General features: G+C 70.8%; 11 protein-coding genes. 5 read left to right on the top strand and 6 right to left on the bottom strand.

Annotated elements, in window-relative coordinates; translation table 11 throughout:
• Positions 1-31: 31 nt before the first annotated feature.
• Together DP939_RS07365 and prcB are read right to left on the bottom strand one after the other, a co-directional pair.
• Positions 32-1,870, bottom strand: a complete 1,839-nt coding sequence (locus tag DP939_RS07365) for an acyl-CoA dehydrogenase family protein (RefSeq protein ID WP_158578495.1) — start codon at positions 1,868-1,870, stop codon at positions 32-34.
• 576 nt (positions 1,871-2,446) lie between these two features.
• Positions 2,447-3,283 carry a proteasome subunit beta gene (prcB, locus tag DP939_RS07370; RefSeq protein ID WP_113979835.1) on the bottom strand — a complete coding sequence of 279 codons (837 nt, stop codon included), beginning with the start codon at positions 3,281-3,283 and terminating at the stop codon, positions 2,447-2,449.
• A 160-nt stretch (positions 3,284-3,443) separates the two neighbouring features.
• Between prcB and DP939_RS07375 the strand changes: the two genes are divergently transcribed.
• On the top strand, positions 3,444-5,054 hold the full coding sequence (locus DP939_RS07375) for an FAD-binding oxidoreductase (protein ID WP_113980100.1): 1,611 nt from the start codon (positions 3,444-3,446) through the stop codon (positions 5,052-5,054).
• 135 nt (positions 5,055-5,189) lie between these two features.
• Positions 5,190-6,332, top strand: a complete 1,143-nt coding sequence (locus DP939_RS07380; protein WP_225878091.1) for an alpha/beta hydrolase family protein — start codon at positions 5,190-5,192, stop codon at positions 6,330-6,332.
• 152 nt (positions 6,333-6,484) lie between these two features.
• Here the strand turns inward: DP939_RS07380 and DP939_RS07385 are convergent, their stop codons facing one another.
• Positions 6,485-7,723, bottom strand: a complete 1,239-nt coding sequence (locus DP939_RS07385) for a sensor histidine kinase (RefSeq protein ID WP_147267911.1) — start codon at positions 7,721-7,723, stop codon at positions 6,485-6,487.
• A gap of 163 nt (positions 7,724-7,886) precedes the next feature.
• Positions 7,887-8,540, bottom strand: coding sequence for a response regulator (locus tag DP939_RS07390; protein WP_199565003.1), 654 nt, complete (start codon positions 8,538-8,540; stop codon positions 7,887-7,889).
• Positions 8,541-8,610: 70 nt separating this feature from the next.
• Between DP939_RS07390 and DP939_RS07395 the strand changes: the two genes are divergently transcribed.
• Positions 8,611-9,555: an ABC transporter permease gene (locus DP939_RS07395; protein WP_113979839.1), complete on the top strand. Its 945-nt coding sequence runs from the start codon at positions 8,611-8,613 to the stop codon at positions 9,553-9,555.
• A gap of 117 nt (positions 9,556-9,672) precedes the next feature.
• Here DP939_RS07395 and DP939_RS07400 read toward each other — a convergent pair whose 3' ends face one another.
• Positions 9,673-11,235: a TIGR03086 family metal-binding protein gene (locus DP939_RS07400; protein WP_113979840.1), complete on the bottom strand. Its 1,563-nt coding sequence runs from the start codon at positions 11,233-11,235 to the stop codon at positions 9,673-9,675.
• A gap of 134 nt (positions 11,236-11,369) precedes the next feature.
• Between DP939_RS07400 and DP939_RS07405 the strand changes: the two genes are divergently transcribed.
• Entirely contained in the window at positions 11,370-11,882 is a 513-nt protein-coding gene (locus DP939_RS07405) for a hypothetical protein (RefSeq protein ID WP_113979841.1), read from the top strand.
• Positions 11,883-12,001: 119 nt separating this feature from the next.
• Here DP939_RS07405 and DP939_RS07410 read toward each other — a convergent pair whose 3' ends face one another.
• Positions 12,002-12,907 carry a DUF4394 domain-containing protein gene (locus tag DP939_RS07410; protein ID WP_113980101.1) on the bottom strand — a complete coding sequence of 302 codons (906 nt, stop codon included), beginning with the start codon at positions 12,905-12,907 and terminating at the stop codon, positions 12,002-12,004.
• 493 nt (positions 12,908-13,400) lie between these two features.
• On the opposite strand from DP939_RS07410, the gene DP939_RS07415 reads away from it, so the two are divergent.
• On the top strand, positions 13,401-14,597 hold the full coding sequence (locus tag DP939_RS07415) for a PucR family transcriptional regulator (protein WP_199565004.1): 1,197 nt from the start codon (positions 13,401-13,403) through the stop codon (positions 14,595-14,597).
• Positions 14,598-14,896 lie beyond the last annotated feature (299 nt).

Consider the following 14,896-nt stretch of genomic DNA (forward strand, 5'->3'; position numbering starts at 1 on the left):
AGTCCCCCGTGTAGTCGTCGTCAGCGTTCGGTCAACATCGGTCGCCGTCCGCCCCCACCTCACCCACCCGGCACCTGGCCCTCACCGCGCACAGCCGGGTCCCCCCCTCGCCCTGGCCATTCACGGCCGGTGCCCCGTCACCCGCCGCCCGCGCCACACCGCCGGCCTCACGGCCCGCCGTTCCCGCTTCGGCCGTACGGCCGACGGCGGAGGGCACTTCGGTGATGATGCCGTCGAGCAGGCCGCCGAAGCGGCGGTCCCCGTCACCGCCGTGGCCATCGCCACCGGCGAGCCAGGTGGTGCTCACCTGGGCGTAGGCGGGTTCGGGGTGGCCTTGGGCATCGACCTCGTGCCAGAGGGCGGTGAGGCGGTGGCGGGCGCGGGTGCAGAAGATGTCGGCCAGGTCCTGGCCGTCCTCCCTACCGTCCCGGGACCACTGGGCGGCCCTCGCGAGGGTCAGGGACATGGTGAGGATCTCGTCCACGATCTGGTTCAGCGCGATCATCAGGTGTTCGCGCTGGAACAGCTCCGCCGCCGGATGGGCCGCCGCCAGGCGGTGGCAGATGCGGCCGAAACGGCGGGTTTCGCGGGCCGCGAAGATCAGGTGGTCCTGGTTGCGGGCGTTCAGATCGGGGCATTCCGGGTCGGGCCCGTCGGCCGGCTCCTCCGCGTACGGCTCCGGGTAGTAGTAGCTGAAGATGGCGAGCTGCGCCGTCCAGTTGTCGATCTGGAAATCAATGCCCCCGGATATCCGGAAATTACGTGCGTCGCGGAAAAAGCGTTCGAGTGGCAGTGGCCGCGCGCCCCGGCGTTCCTTGCTTCGCGCGGTCTCATATCCCTCGCCCGCGAGCAGTGACATCGTGCGGTCAATGATCCGCCAGCAGGTGACCGAGCCGATGTTCTTGGCGACGTTCTGCTCGAACCGTACATTGACCGCGCGCGGCTGGTCCTCGCACAGCAGGCTCCACTCGCTGATCGCGTCGATGGCGAAGACCTCGGCGAGGGATTCGGCCATCATGCGCTGGATTTCGTCATATTCGCCGAGTTCGCGCCCGTCGATCTTCCGGCGGGAGATGAAATCGCGCGACCATTCCAGGCACAGCTTCGCGATCGCCGACGAGGGCGCCACGATCAGGTACAGCCTGCCCCGGGACACGAGCTTGGTCAGCTCGCCGGTGATGCGCACGGTGGAATCCTGCCGCTGTTCCACGAACATGTGCTCGCGCGGCACGCGCAGGTCGGTGAACGTCAACGCGGCGTTGGGGAAACCCTTGACACCCATGAACTCGTGCTCAGACCGGACCTCGAACCCCGGCCCGCCGGTGGGCGTGAAGAACAGGCGCGCGGGCTCCCCTGGTTCGCCGCGCACGGCCGCCGAGACCGTGATCATCTCGGCGATGGGCCCGTTGCCGATGTGGATCTTCTCGCCGCTGATCAGGTACGCCGTGCCGTCCTCGGTCGGGCGGGCCGTCGTGGTCCGCCGGGCGTTGGCCGCGCCCTCCGGCTCGGTGTCCGCCGAGCCGGACAGCACACCGCCCGCGACCTGCGCACGGACCAGCTCGCTGAGCGGCCCGGGAGGCAGCGCCGGGAGCAGCGCGCCGACGCCCACCGCGTTCTGGATGGCGATCACCAGGGCCACCGGCACCGACCAGCTCGCCGCCAGCCGTACCACTCGGTAGGTGTTGTAGCAGGACAGCCCGTGCCCGCCCAGCTCCCTGGGCGCCTGGAGGCACATGAACCCCCGGGTGCGCAGTTCGTCCAGCAGGCCCTCGGGAAGCCGCCCGGTGAGGTCCACTTCGGTCGGATCGACCCGGCTGCGGAGCAGGGCGTCGAGGTCGGCGAGAACCTCGTCGCCCGCTTTCCGGTCCACCGCCTCCTGTTGGGGGAAATGTTCCACTAAATGCCACAGAAACTTACCTAAATACAGACCTTCAAGGAATCCAGCGACTTCCGGGTCATGAAAGAGATTGCGCACGCCAGGCACGGCACTCCTCATGCGGTTGGAGAGTATGAAGATCGGCCGGCGACGGCCAGGCGCGATCCATCGTTCCCCGAGCGTGCCCCGTCGCCGGTCAGGTTGGCTGACCCGCGCAGTCATGGAAACATTTCCTGCAAAGCATCGTCAACCCCTCACCACCCGAGGCAAGGCGGTAAGTCGCATCACTCGGATACGGACGGCAGCGGTGGGTATTCGACCAAGCGTCCGTTTCCACCTCGGCCGATCACATACAAAGCGGCGGCCACCACCGCGCTCTGATTCCGGCCGCCCACGAAAATGCATTAGGGGCATCGCATTTTTGGACAGGAGAGCCGGTTTTCGGACACACCCAAAACAAACGGGGCAAGCCAAAGGCCCCTCGGGGCGTACGCCACGCCGAGGGGCCGGTACCGCGCCTCAGAACAGAATCAGAACGGAATCGATCAGAGCAGGATCAGGAGGGCAGGATCAGGAGAGGGATGCGGCCGGGCCGTCGGGGCGGGTCATCCGGCCGTCGAGCATGGCCCGGACGTGCACCTCGACCTCATCGTCGGAGAGCTGGTGGAAGCCCTCTGCGGTGATGACCGCGACCCGCGGGTACGTGCGGCGGGTGACGTCGGGACCGCCGGTGGCCGCGTCGTCCTCGGCGGCGTCGTACAGCGCCTGCACGCAGGTCAGCACCGCCTCGTCCGGCGAGGCGTCCTCGCGGTACAGCTTCTTCAGCGCGCCCCTGGCGAAGATCGAACCCGACCCGATCGCGTGGAACTGCCAGCTTTCGTACGGCCCGCCCGCGACGTCGTAGGTGAAGATCCGGCCGATGCCCCGCTCGTCGTCGTAGGCCGCCAGGATCGGGACGACCACCATGCCCTGCATCGCCATCCCCAGGTTGCCCCGGATCATGGCCGCCAGCCGGTTGGCCTTGCCCTCGACGGACAGCGCCCGGCCCTCCGCCTTCTCGTAGTGTTCGAGCTCCACGCCGTACAGCCGGGTCAGCTCCATGCCGATGCTGCCCGCGCCCGCCGCGCCCACACAGGAGAAGTCATCCACCCGGTAGACCTTCTCGGCGTTGCGCTCCACGATCATGTTGCCGGAGGTGCCCCGGCGGTCGGCCGCCATGACCACGCCGCCCGCGCAGGTCGCCGCGATGATCGTGGTGGAGTGCGGGATCTGGTCCGCGACCGCGGTGGCCGGTGGCCGGCGCTCCCATGGCACCAGCCCCGGCGCCGCCGAAGCGGCGAAGTCGGTGAAAGAAGAAGTCCCGGCCGGAGAGAACAAACCCTGGAAAGGCTGTGAGTCGTCGCGCATGAAGCCGCCCCCGTCCTCCGTGTCGTATCTTCCTCCTCCAGGACCCTAACACCCGGCCCTCCCTTGCGTCGCCCGCCGCCGATTTATCAAACTGTTCGACTAGACGTTCTGATCATGACTGTCCGGTCATACGTACTGATCATGGGAGGAAGTGGTCAACATGCCGGCTCGCCGGCAGGTACTCCAGGCAGCGGCGTTATCGGTGACGGGGGCGGCGGCCGGGGCGGGCGCCGATCTCCTGGCGCCGGAGTCCCCGCAGCCCAAGGGCCCACCGGCGGGCCGGGACTGCGTGCCCCCGCTCGGCCCGGTGACGGTCGATCCCGATGATTCCCGGTACCAAGATCTGGTACGCCGTGGGCACAAGCGCTACGTGGGCAGTCCCGACCATGTACGCGTGGTGGGCTCGACCGAGCAGGTCGTGCAGGCCGTCCAGGAGGCGGTCAGGGACGGCAAGCGGGTGGCGGTCCGCGGCGGCGGCCACTGCCTGGAGAACTGGGTGGACGACCCGTCCATCCGCGTGCTGATCGACCTTTCCGGGATGACCCAGGTCTACTTCGACCCTGAGCGCAACGCGTTCGCCGTGGAGGGCGGCGCGGACCTGGAGCAGGTCTACCGGCGGCTGTTCCTCGGCTGGGGGGTCACGATCCCCGCGGGCTGGTGCCCCAAGGTGGGGGCGGGCGGCCACTTCTCCGGCGGCGGGTACGGCGTGCTCTCCCGTACGCACGGCCTGGTGGTGGACCACCTCTACGGCGTCGAGGTCGTGGTGGTGGACGGCGCGGGCCGGGCGAGCGCCGTCGTCGCCACCCGGGACGGTACCGGCGCCGAGCGCGAACTCTGGTGGGCGCACACCGGTGGCGGCGGCGGCAACTTCGGCATCGTCACCCGCTACTGGTTGCGCACCCCCGGAGCCCGCGGCACCGACCCGTCCGCCCTGCTGCCCAAGGCCCCCGCCTCGGTCATCGACTTCTCCTGCACCTGGCCGTGGCAGGGCCTGAACATGGACGAGGAGAAGTTCGCCCGGCTGATCCGCAACCACGGCGAGTGGTGCGAGCGCAACAGCGCCCCCGGCTCCCCCGGCACCGCCCTCTACTGCGACCTCACCGTCGCCCGCCGCGCGACGGACGTCAACCTCACCGTCGGCCAGGCCCACGGCCCCGACGCCGAACGGCTCGTCGACGACTACCTCACCGCGCTCGGCGCGGGCGTCGGCGCCCCGATCAACGTGGTCCGCGAACGCAAGCCGTGGCTGACCGCGGCGCTGTCCGGCCCGAACGCCTCCAAGCTCTACCGGCTCAAGGCCAAGTCCGGCTACCTGCGCCAACGCTACGCCGAGAGCCAGGTCCAGGCCATCTACCGGCACCTGACCAAGGAACGCGACCCGGAGCTGATCATCGGCTCGGTGGGCTTCGCCAGCTACGGCGGCAAGATCAACACCGTCCCGTCGTCCGCCACCGCGCACGGGCACCGCGACGCGGTCATGCGGGTGCTGTTCATGTCCACCTGGAACGACCCCGCGGTGGACGAGCGCTACGACAACTGGCTGCGCGAGTTGTACCGGGACGTGTACCGGGACACCGGCGGCGTACCGGACCCACGCGACGGCGCGTACATCAACTACCCGGACAACGACCTGGCCGACCCCGCGCACAACACGTCGGGGGTCCCCTGGCACCGGCTGTACTACAAGGACAACTACCCCCGCCTGCAACGGGCCAAGGCCCGCTGGGACCCGCGCAACGTCTTCACCCACACCCTCGGCGTCCAGCCCTGACCCCTGACCTTCGTCGGGGGTGAGCACCGCCGATCGCCGGATCCGCGGGCCCCTGGCCCGTACCTAGCCTCCTGAGCCATGACGTACGCCCTCCGGCGCGATGCCGGAGGGCGTACCCGGACAGGAGGTAACGCGTTGAAGACGATCCGAAGGATCGGCGTGGCGGTCGCGGGCCTGGTCACGGCCCTGGCGCTGGCCGTACCGGCCGGCGCGGCGAGCCGGAGCGGCGGGGACCCGATCACGCTGCCCGCGCCGACCGGGCCGCATCCGGTCGGCTGGGAGGAGTTGCACCTGGTCGATCGGGACCGGCCGGACCCGTGGGCGCCGCCCGCGCCGCGCGAGCTGATGGTCTCGGTGTGGTACCCGGCCGCCGCGGCGCGGGGCGCGGCGGTGCCCTACGCCACGGCCGAGGAGTCGAGGCTGCTGCTGGAGCAGATGGAGGGGACCGACGGCCTGCCCCCGGACACGCTGACGCGCGTCCGCACCCACGCCCGCGCGGGCGCGCCGCCGCTGCGCGCCCGGCACCGGCTCCCGCTCGTCGTACTCTCGCCGGGGCTGACCGACCCGCGCTGGATGCTCACCTCCCTCGCGGAGGACCTGGCCAGCCGCGGGTACGTGGTGGCCGGGGTGGACCATCCCTACGAGGCGGCGGCGGTCACCTTCCCCGACGGGCGGGTGGCCACCTGCCGGGTGTGCGACGGCGGCGACCAGGGGGAGAAGGTGGTGGCGGGCCGGGTACAGGACTTCGCGTTCGTGCTGGACCGGCTGAAGGGCCACACCCGGTACGGGCGGATGATCGACCACGGCCGGATCGCGGCCGTCGGCCATTCGATCGGCGGCGCGGCGGCAGCGGCGGCCATGCTCGCCGACCGGCGGATCGACGCCGGGATCGACATGGACGGCTCCTTCCGCCCGCCGCTCGCGCGTGACCTGGCGCGGCCGTTCCTGATGCTGGCCGCCGACGCGCACGGCAAGCACGGCGGCAACTGGAACGACACCTGGGCGCACCTGACCGGCTGGCGTCGCTGGCTGAACGTGCCGGGGATGGCCCACAGGTCGCCCAGCGACGTGCCGTTCATCGCCGAGGCGCTGGGCCTCCGGACCCAGGCGCTGCCGGGCGCGCGCTGCGTGTGGATCGTCCGGGAGTACGTGGCCGCCTTCGCCGACCGCCACCTACGCCACCGCAACCGCCCCCTGCTGAACGGCCCGTCACCCCGATTCCCCGAGGTCCACTTCGTCGGCCCGGCCACCGCCCGGACCCCGTCCGCTCACCGCTGACCGGCCTTGGTGCCCCGGAACCGCCATCGGGTGGGCCCCGGGAAGGGGCGACCGGCCAGCGGCCGCTCCTACGGCCCCGGGTGGTCAGGAGGCGACCACGGGGTACCAGGCCCGCCCGGGTGATCCGGCCCGCACGGACGGGCCTGGCCGGCTCAGGTCCCGCCGCGGAGCAGGAACACCGCGACCAGGACGACGACGAGCACGCCCGGGGCCCAGAACATGGTGACCAGGCCACGGCGCAGCCGCTGCCGGGCCGCCGCAAGGGCCTGCCGGGTCGGGGTCTCCGGCGGGGCGTACGCGGGCAGCCGGGCCCGCAACCTGAATCCGTCCCCGTCAGGCCCGGCCTCCAGGGTGCCGCCCGCCGGCCGTACCCGCTCCGCCAGGCCCACCAGCCCGTACCCCGCCTGGGCCGCCCCGCCCGCCCGGGTGGGCGGGCCGTTGGCGATGGTGACCTCAAGGGAATCGGCAGTGGGGTGGAGACGGACCCGGACGGCCGAGCCGGGGGCGTGTTTGGTGGCGTTGGTCAGTCCCTCCTGTACGACGCGGGCGGCGGTCTGGAGGACGGGGCCGGGGAGTCCGGCCGCCGCGGTCTCCTCGTCGCCGTCCAGGCGTACGTCCACGCCGGAGGCCGCGGCCCGCGCCACCAGCGCGGCCACCGAACCCTCAGGAGGTTCGCCGTCCTGCCGCAGGAGCCCGATGACCTGCCGGAGCCGGTCGGTGGCCGTGGCGGCGGACTCGCGCAGTTCGGCCGCCGCCTGCCGGAGCGCCGGGGTGGCGTCGGCGGCGACCTGCACGGCGGCGGCGCGTACGGCGAGCAGGCTCAGCTCGTGCCCCAGCGAGTCGTGCATGTCCGAGGCGATGCGCGTCCGCTCGCGCAACCGTTCATGCTCGGCCGCCCGCGCGGCCAGCTCGAACCCGGCGGCGGCGAGGTCCGCCTGCGCCCGCAGGTACCGCCCGACCGCCCACGGACCCAGGACCAGCAGAAACAACGTAGAAGCGGCGGTGAACCAGTCCTCCCCGCCCGGCCGCCCCGGCACGAGTACCAACGCCAGCGCCGCCCCCGCCACCAGCACCCCCACCCGGCCCCCGGCCGCGCGGCCCAGCAGGAACGCGAACACCACCACGGACGGCGCGAGCTGCGCCACATGCACATCATCGGCGACGACCACCCCCGCCAGCAGCGGCAACGCCGCGGCGAGCCCCGGCCAGCGCCGCCAGACCCCCACCGCGACGCCCAGCACCACGGCCCCGCACCCCCGCAGCGCCGCCGTATCAAGGAAGGCGTACTCCGGCAGCGGATCATCCGACAACCACATCGACGCGACGGCCCCCACCCACAGCAGCCCGTCCACGCACACCCGCCGCCCCCGCGGCGACCCCAGCACCTTCACCCCGCCACGCTAGGCGCCCCGCCCCCGCCACCACCCCTGACGAAAGTCGGGGACGCGCCCACCGATCGGCCCATTCACACGGAAGGGCCCGGTGCATGCCCGATGCGGCCATCGGCGTACTTCGTGCCCGCGACGCGTGACCCCGGTGGAAACCGGAGGCAGTTCACTCGCCGGCCATGCCCGCCTCGTGCGCGATCACGGCTGCCTGCACCCGGTTGCGTACGGCCAGGCGGGTCATCAGCGCCGAGACGTGCGCCTTGACCGTACCTTCCGTCAGGAAGAGGCGGCGTCCGATCTCGGCGTTGCTCAGCCCCTCCCCGAGCAGCGCCAGTACGTCCCGCTCGCGCGGGGTCAGCGCCGCGACCTTCGCCCGCGCGGCCTGCCTACGTCCCATCAGCCCGCCGGACAGCTGCGCGATGACCTGGTGGGCGACCCGCGGCGACAGGAACGCCGCCCCGTCGCGCGCCGCCCGCACCGCCGCCATCAGCTCGTACGGGTCGCCCGACTTGAGCAGGAACCCCGACACCCCCGCCTCCAGGGCGCCCGCCACGTACTCGTCCTCGCCGAACGTCGTCAGCATCACCACCGCCGTCTCCGGCACCGCCCGCCGAAGCTCCGCCGCCGCGCCCAGCCCGTCCAGCACCGGCATGCGAATGTCCAGCAGGGCGACATCGGGCCGGTGCGCGCGGGCCTGCTCGACCGCCGCACGGCCGTCGCCCGCCTCGGCGACCACCGCCACGTCGGGGGCCGCGGCCAGGATCGCGCGGACCCCCGCCCGGATCATCGCCTCGTCATCGGCCAGCAGCACCCTGATCACAGCGCCGACCGTACCCGGCGGCGACGGGCGGCGCGAAGCCGGAGAAGTCGTGGAGACGTACCGTGCAATCATGTCGGGCAACGAATCCACGACGGAACGGACTTACGATCCGCGCCGATACGCACCCGGAGAACTCGCCGCACTCGCGGCCCGCCACGGCCTGAAGCGCAGCGCGGCACGGCCCCGATTCACCGTTTACCTGAGACGATTATGGGACCGCCGCCGGTTCATCTCGGCCTATGCCGACGCGCGGAACACCTCCAAATACAGCGGCACTGTGGTCGGCCGACTCTGGCAGGTCATCACCCCGTTGCTTAACGCGGCGGTCTACTTCGTGATGTTCGGCCTGATCCTGGGCGGCAGCGACGAAGTTGAGCATTACGTCACATTCCTGGTCACCGGAATGTTCGTGTTCACCTACACACAGCGCACGGTGGCCGCGGGCGCGAAATCCATGAGCACCGACCTCGGTCTCATTCGCGCCCTGCATTTCCCACGAGCGGTCCTGCCGCTCGCGCGCACCCTTCAGGAACTCCAGCAGCTTTTATGGTCGATGCTCGTGTTGCTGGCCATTGTTCTACTGGACGGCGCGAGTCCTTCGGCGTACTGGCTGCTGATACCGGTCGCGCTGCTCCTGCAGACCATGTTCAACGCCGGAGCCGCGCTCACCGTCGCCCGACTGGGCGACCAGGTGCGCGACCTCAACCATCTCATGCCGTTCATCACCCGCACCTGGCTCTATCTGTCGGGCATCTTCTTCTCCATCCAGGACAAGGTGGTCGGCCATCCCCTCCCTGACGGTGAGTGGTCCGGAGCGCATCTCCCACAGTGGGTGGCCGACCTCATGTACGCCAACCCCGCCGCCGCGTACATCGAGCTGATGCGCGGCCTCCTCACATCAGCCACCGGCCCGACCGCCACCACCTGGCTGACCTGCGCCGCCTGGGCAGTCGTCGGCCTCATCGGAGGCGGCTGGTACTTCTGGTCCGCCGAAGAGAGGTACGGACGCGGCTGACCGCCGAGCCGCAAGCCGAAAGGCCGCTTCCATAGGGACTCGGACCGAGTCGCGGTTAGTTAGTAGAGCAACGGTGAGGGCCGTGTACTTCACGGACGCGGCCGCGTGCGGCACCGGTCAGGGGTGGCGGCCGAGGTAGGTGGCGAGGCGGTCGGCGGGGGTGGCGCCGGGGAGTGGGGTCTGGGCGGGGGCGAAGGAGCCGCCGGGAGTGCGGGGGAGGTCGCCGTAGATGGCGCGTACGGCGGGCAGCATCGCCTCGGCCACGTCCGGGGCCAGGTCGGTGGGCGCGCCGGTGGCCCTGGCCAGGTCCCAGCCGTGTACCAGCATCTCGATCAGCACCTGCTCGACCAGCCGCCACCCCGGCGCGGGCCCGTACCGCTCCGTGAGCATCCCCGGCCGCCCGAACGCCGCCAGCGTCCCGGCCGCGGCGGCCCGGAACGCGCCGACGTGGTCGTCGCCGAGGTGGTCGGCGTCGAAGTCGGCACGCGGGACGCCCTGGGCCAGACCGGTCCACATCAGGTTCTCGTACGTCAGATGGTTGAGCAGGTCGCGTACGTTCCAGTCCGCGCAGGGGGTGGGGTCGCCCATCTGGGCGGGGGTGACGGCCGCGACGAGCGCGCCGACCTCGTCCAGTACGCGGGCGCACGCCTCCAGCAGCGCGGCCGGCTCCAGCGCGGCGGGCGTTTCGAGTACTTCGGCCAGGCCCGCCTCGCGCGCCCCCGGTTCGGGGTTCGCCCGCAGCGCGGTCATGAGCCATTCGCCCTCCGCCTTGATGCTCGCGCGTACCGGCATGCCGTTGATGATGCACATGAGCTGCCAGTACCGCTCGGCGCGCGGGTCGGCGACGGTCTCAAGCTGCGCCAGCAACCGCCGCCGCGCCTCCGCCCCGTCAGCACCGCCCTCCGCTTGGGTGGGCAGCCAGGCGGCGACGATCTCCGCGACCACCGGGGCGGCGGTCGGCGAGTCCGCGGCGATCCCAGCCACCATGGCCTCCCGCACCAGCCGGGTCCACAGATCCGTGACCCGCTCCACGGTACGCACGGCCTGCTCGTCATCGACGGTGGTCGTGGGGGCGATCGTGGCGGCGTACTGGGCGATGCGGCGCATTGCCGCGCCGAGCGCGGGGTCGCGTACCAGGCCACCGAGCTCGATCCAGGCCGCGGCCTGCTCGGCGGTGGGGTGGTCGGGCAGGTCGGGCATGGTGGCCAGCAGCCCGTCCCGGTAGGCGGACGGGTCGATGTCGCCCATGGTCCGGGCCACGAAGTCGTGGACGATGGCGGTACGTTCGGTGGCCGACAGCCGGGCCAGTTCGGTCATCGTGGTGAACTCCTCGATATCGGTTCTTCGGTCGGTGACCGATCGCAGCACCGCCTGCTGCAACCGGAGTGTGCGGATCTGGGCCTCGATCGCGTCGGCATGGCGGGTCGCGACCTCGCGCAGGCCGCGCTGGCTGGTGACGACGTCGCGGATCGCGGCCATGCCCATGCCGAGATCGCGCAACGCCCGCGCCAGCCGCAGCCGCGCCACCGCCTCCTCGGAGTACCGGCGGTACCCGCTCGGCGTACGGCCTGCGGGCGGTACCACGCCGATGTCCGACCAGTGGCGGATGAGCTTCACTGACATACCGGTCCGCGCCGCCAGTTCGCCGATGCTCAGCAGGCGAGTCTCCTCCTCACGCACCTGGCCAGTCTCCGGTCTCCCACATTGGGAGAGTCAAGCGGCCCGGCGGTACCTCGCACTCGACCCATCGGTGCATGACTCCGCCATCGGGCCGGCCGAGTGAGGAGAGAAGAGCCGTACGGCAGGATCGCCACATGGACCGGCGCTACCCCTATATCGGCCCCGCCGAGATACGGGATCGGGTCGTCCCCGGGTGCCTGGGGCGGGAGATCGGCTCGGCGGGCGATCTTGCCGTGTGGCTGGCGGAGTGGCCTGCCGACGAGCGGGAGGAGCCGTTCACGTTCGTCGTCGATGCCGGTGGGGCGTTGCGCCTTGCGCCGCGACGGAGTGAGCATGTCGTCTGTGCCGGGGGTGGGCCCGTGCTGAGTGCGGGCGAGATGGGCTTTGTCCGGGACGGTGATCGATGGGCGGTACGCGAGGTCAGTAATCAGTCCACCGGCTACTGTCCCGATGTCACCTCGTGGGCGGCGGTCGCGGCGGCGCTGGACCGCGCGGGCCTGGATCATCCCGGCGGCTTCACCCACCCCATCGTCTTCCGCCGCTGCCCCCGGTGCGGGCAGCGCAACATCGTCAAAGACGATCACTTCGGCTGCGCAGCCTGCGAGACGCCCCTGCCAAGCGTCTGGAACCTCGGCACGACGGGGTGAGCCCGCTCCGGCAGGGCCAGGCGCTTCGGCCACGGTGGGGGTTGGGAAGGTCGGTGGGAAGGGGGGAGCCCGCCCCGGCGGGGCCGGGGCGGGCTCGTGGTGCTGGGTGGATTGGGCGGTCAGTAGGTGTCGGGGGCGAGGGCGATGTCGGTGAAGTCCAGCGGGAGCGGCTCACCGACCTGGGTGGCGGCGCCGGTGAGCAGGTCGACCGAGTTGAGCGTGTTGAGCGTCACCTTCTCGTTGTTCACCGTCCTGGTGACGATGAAGATGGCGAAGGCGGAGTTGGAGACGGTCTTGCCGTTGGTCAGGTCGCTGTAGATGTCCAGGCCCGCGTTGATGTTGACGGCCTCGCCGAGGGCGCCGACCGGGGCCAGCAGGCCGAGGTTGGCCGGTGACTGGACGACGAGCTGGGTGGTCGCGGTGTTGACGTCGAACAGCGTGGTCGCGGTGGCAGGGTTGTTGTCGTTGTTGGTGTAGGCCGCGGCGGTGACCCCGGTGGCCACCGGGTCACAGGTGCCGGTGCTCAGGTTGGTGTCGGTGTCCGTCGTGTGGGCGTCGAGGTTGTGCCGCAGGTTCTGGCCGGCGTCGCTGATCACGCGCAGCCGGTCGGCGGCGGGGTTGAAGTCGACGCCGAAGAACGTGCCGCGCAGTCCCACGGTGAGCTGGGAGACCTTCGCGACGATCACCGGCCCGTCGTCCTTCGGCATGGTGATGACGTAGATGCCTCCCTTGTTGCCGACGGCATAGAGCTTGCCGTCCTTCGGCCGGAAGTCCAGCCCGATCGCGGCCGTGTCGCCGACGAGCCCGCTGAACCGCCTGACCCAGTCGATCTTCCACGTTTGGTCGGTGAGGAACGTGCCCATCAGCTTGCCGTCACCGGAGATCCCGTACGCCCGCAGCGACGGGACCGCCGTCGAACCTTTCTTGCTCGCCGCCATGGCGGTTCCGGTGGGCCCCACGGCGAGTGCCGCGATGGTCGCCAGTGCGATCAGTACGGTGAAGCTCCTCTTGATGCGTCCGTGCATCGATTCGACCTCCATCGAGTCATGCCGGCGACGGATTCAGCCGGCAGCTCTCCCCATGTCGCCGGAATTACCGGCGTTGTGTGCGGTAACAGAGTGGCCGGGAGAAAGCGGCGCTGTCGTCGTGATATTTACGGAAAAATCCGGCCACGGGGACGAACGCATTGTCATTCTCCGCAACCCCGGCCACCACGAAAGAAGGGCGCTGATCAAAGCTGCCGGTGGAATCGATACCACCTTCACAAATGCGCCCGCCAAATGGCCGATCCGCGCACCGGCACACCCTCTACTGCGACAATAGCGCAGTGTCACGAATGCTGACGGAATTCGGGGGTCATTCGCCGGGCCCGGCGGGTTACCATGGCGGCGCGCTCTGCCGGTCCGGCGGCATTCGGTCCAAGGTCTACAGGGTATTCGGTCGGTGCGCGGCGCGTGAAAGGCCGCTCACCTCAACGGGAAAGACCGATGCAGCATGGGCGATCTTTTGCGTTTGTTGATGAAAAGGTCCGACGCCAACGCGCGCGCGGAAGTCAGCGTGTACATGCGCGAGCTTCCGGACTACCGGAAAGCGGCGTCCGATTCGCGGGTGTACGCCGAGACCCTTGACTACGCCGTCTGGTTCCGGCGGCGCACCATCGAGTGCGTCAGCGAGGACCGGCAACTCGTCGCGGGAGAGCTGTCCCTCATCGGGGGCATCGGCCGGCAGCGCGCCCGGCAGGGCTTCACCCTGAACACGGCGCAGCGGGTGCTGACGCTGCACGCCAACCAGATGCTCCGGGAGATCCACGACGCCGCCGACGGGCAGGACGTGCAGGAGCTGCTGCACCTGATGGCGTGGTGCGGCAGCCAGGGCGCCCGGGGCACCGCGGCCTACCTCCAGGCGCACATGGACGAGCAGCACCTGCGCCTCTCCGTGGCCACGCGGGTGCGCGCGCTGGCCCAGTTGCTGCTCACCGGCGACGCCGCCGCCCCGAGCCTCGCGATCAGTCTGGGCGTCGATCTGCACGACCACTACCTGGTGGTGGTCGTGCGGATGCCCGGCCAGTCGCTCTGCCGTATCGGCGCGGCGCAGGACGAGCTGATCGCGGGCGTCTTCAAGGAACATCTGGTGCCGCTGTCCTGGCAGCGTCCGGACGAACTGCTCGCCCTGGTGCCGCACGACGGCTCGGTACTGGTGTCCGCCAGGGCGTCGCCGCCAACGGCGTCGTCCGGGGACCGGCTGCCGCGCCTGGTCCGCGAGATCGTGGAACGGGTGGGCCGGCCCTGCGCGGTCGGTACGGCGGCCGGCCCGGCCGGCGACCTGACCCGTACGGCGGAGCTGGCCCGCCGCGTGGCCCACGTCGCCCCGCTGGAGACCACGCCACGGACCTTCTCCGGAGTCGCCGACGTCTTCGCCGAACTCGCCGCCACCCAGCTCCCCGAGGTCGACCGCTGGCTACGCGAGATCGCCCGCCGCCTGGCGACCGGCCCCGACCTGGTGACCACCCTGGACGCCTATTACCGCGCCGACATGAACCGCCTGCTCACCGCCGCCGCCCTGAACATCCACCCGCGCACCCTGGACTACCGCCTCCAGCGCGTTCGCGCCCTGTCCGGCCTCGATCCCTCCACCGTCCACGGCGTACGCGTCCTGAGCACCACCATCACCCGGGTGCTGTCCGGCGCATGGACCCATGAATGCCGGGACACGTGAAGCCGGCACTCGTGAACACGTGAAAGTGAATACGTGAAAGTGGCGGGATAATATGTGGCGGCCTGCCCGGGTTCGTGCTCGCCGGTTGCCATATACCGCCCTGGGAGAATAGCTCCGCACGGCCATCCCGACGTCCGCCATCCGATTGTATCGCCGCATCCCCGCGGCGTATGCACTGGGGTACACCCTCCCCGAGCAGACCCATTCCCACCAGGCACGACACCGCATAATAGATCGTCTACACAACCCGCTTCCGCCCTTGCCGCAACTGCGTCCATTCGCCTCCGGGACGCCTCCGC

Source organism: Spongiactinospora rosea (assembly GCF_003315795.1).
Lineage (GTDB): Bacteria > Actinomycetota > Actinomycetes > Streptosporangiales > Streptosporangiaceae > Spongiactinospora > Spongiactinospora rosea.

Coding starts and splice junctions, on each gene's coding strand:
- DP939_RS07410 (WP_113980101.1), bottom strand. CDS start 12,907: ATGCACGGACGCATCAAGAGGAGCTTCACCGTACTGATCGCACTGGCG.
- DP939_RS07405 (WP_113979841.1), top strand. CDS start 11,370: ATGGACCGGCGCTACCCCTATATCGGCCCCGCCGAGATACGGGATCGG.
- DP939_RS07415 (WP_199565004.1), top strand. CDS start 13,401: ATGAAAAGGTCCGACGCCAACGCGCGCGCGGAAGTCAGCGTGTACATG.
- prcB (WP_113979835.1), bottom strand. CDS start 3,283: ATGCGCGACGACTCACAGCCTTTCCAGGGTTTGTTCTCTCCGGCCGGG.
- DP939_RS07395 (WP_113979839.1), top strand. CDS start 8,611: ATGTCGGGCAACGAATCCACGACGGAACGGACTTACGATCCGCGCCGA.
- DP939_RS07375 (WP_113980100.1), top strand. CDS start 3,444: ATGCCGGCTCGCCGGCAGGTACTCCAGGCAGCGGCGTTATCGGTGACG.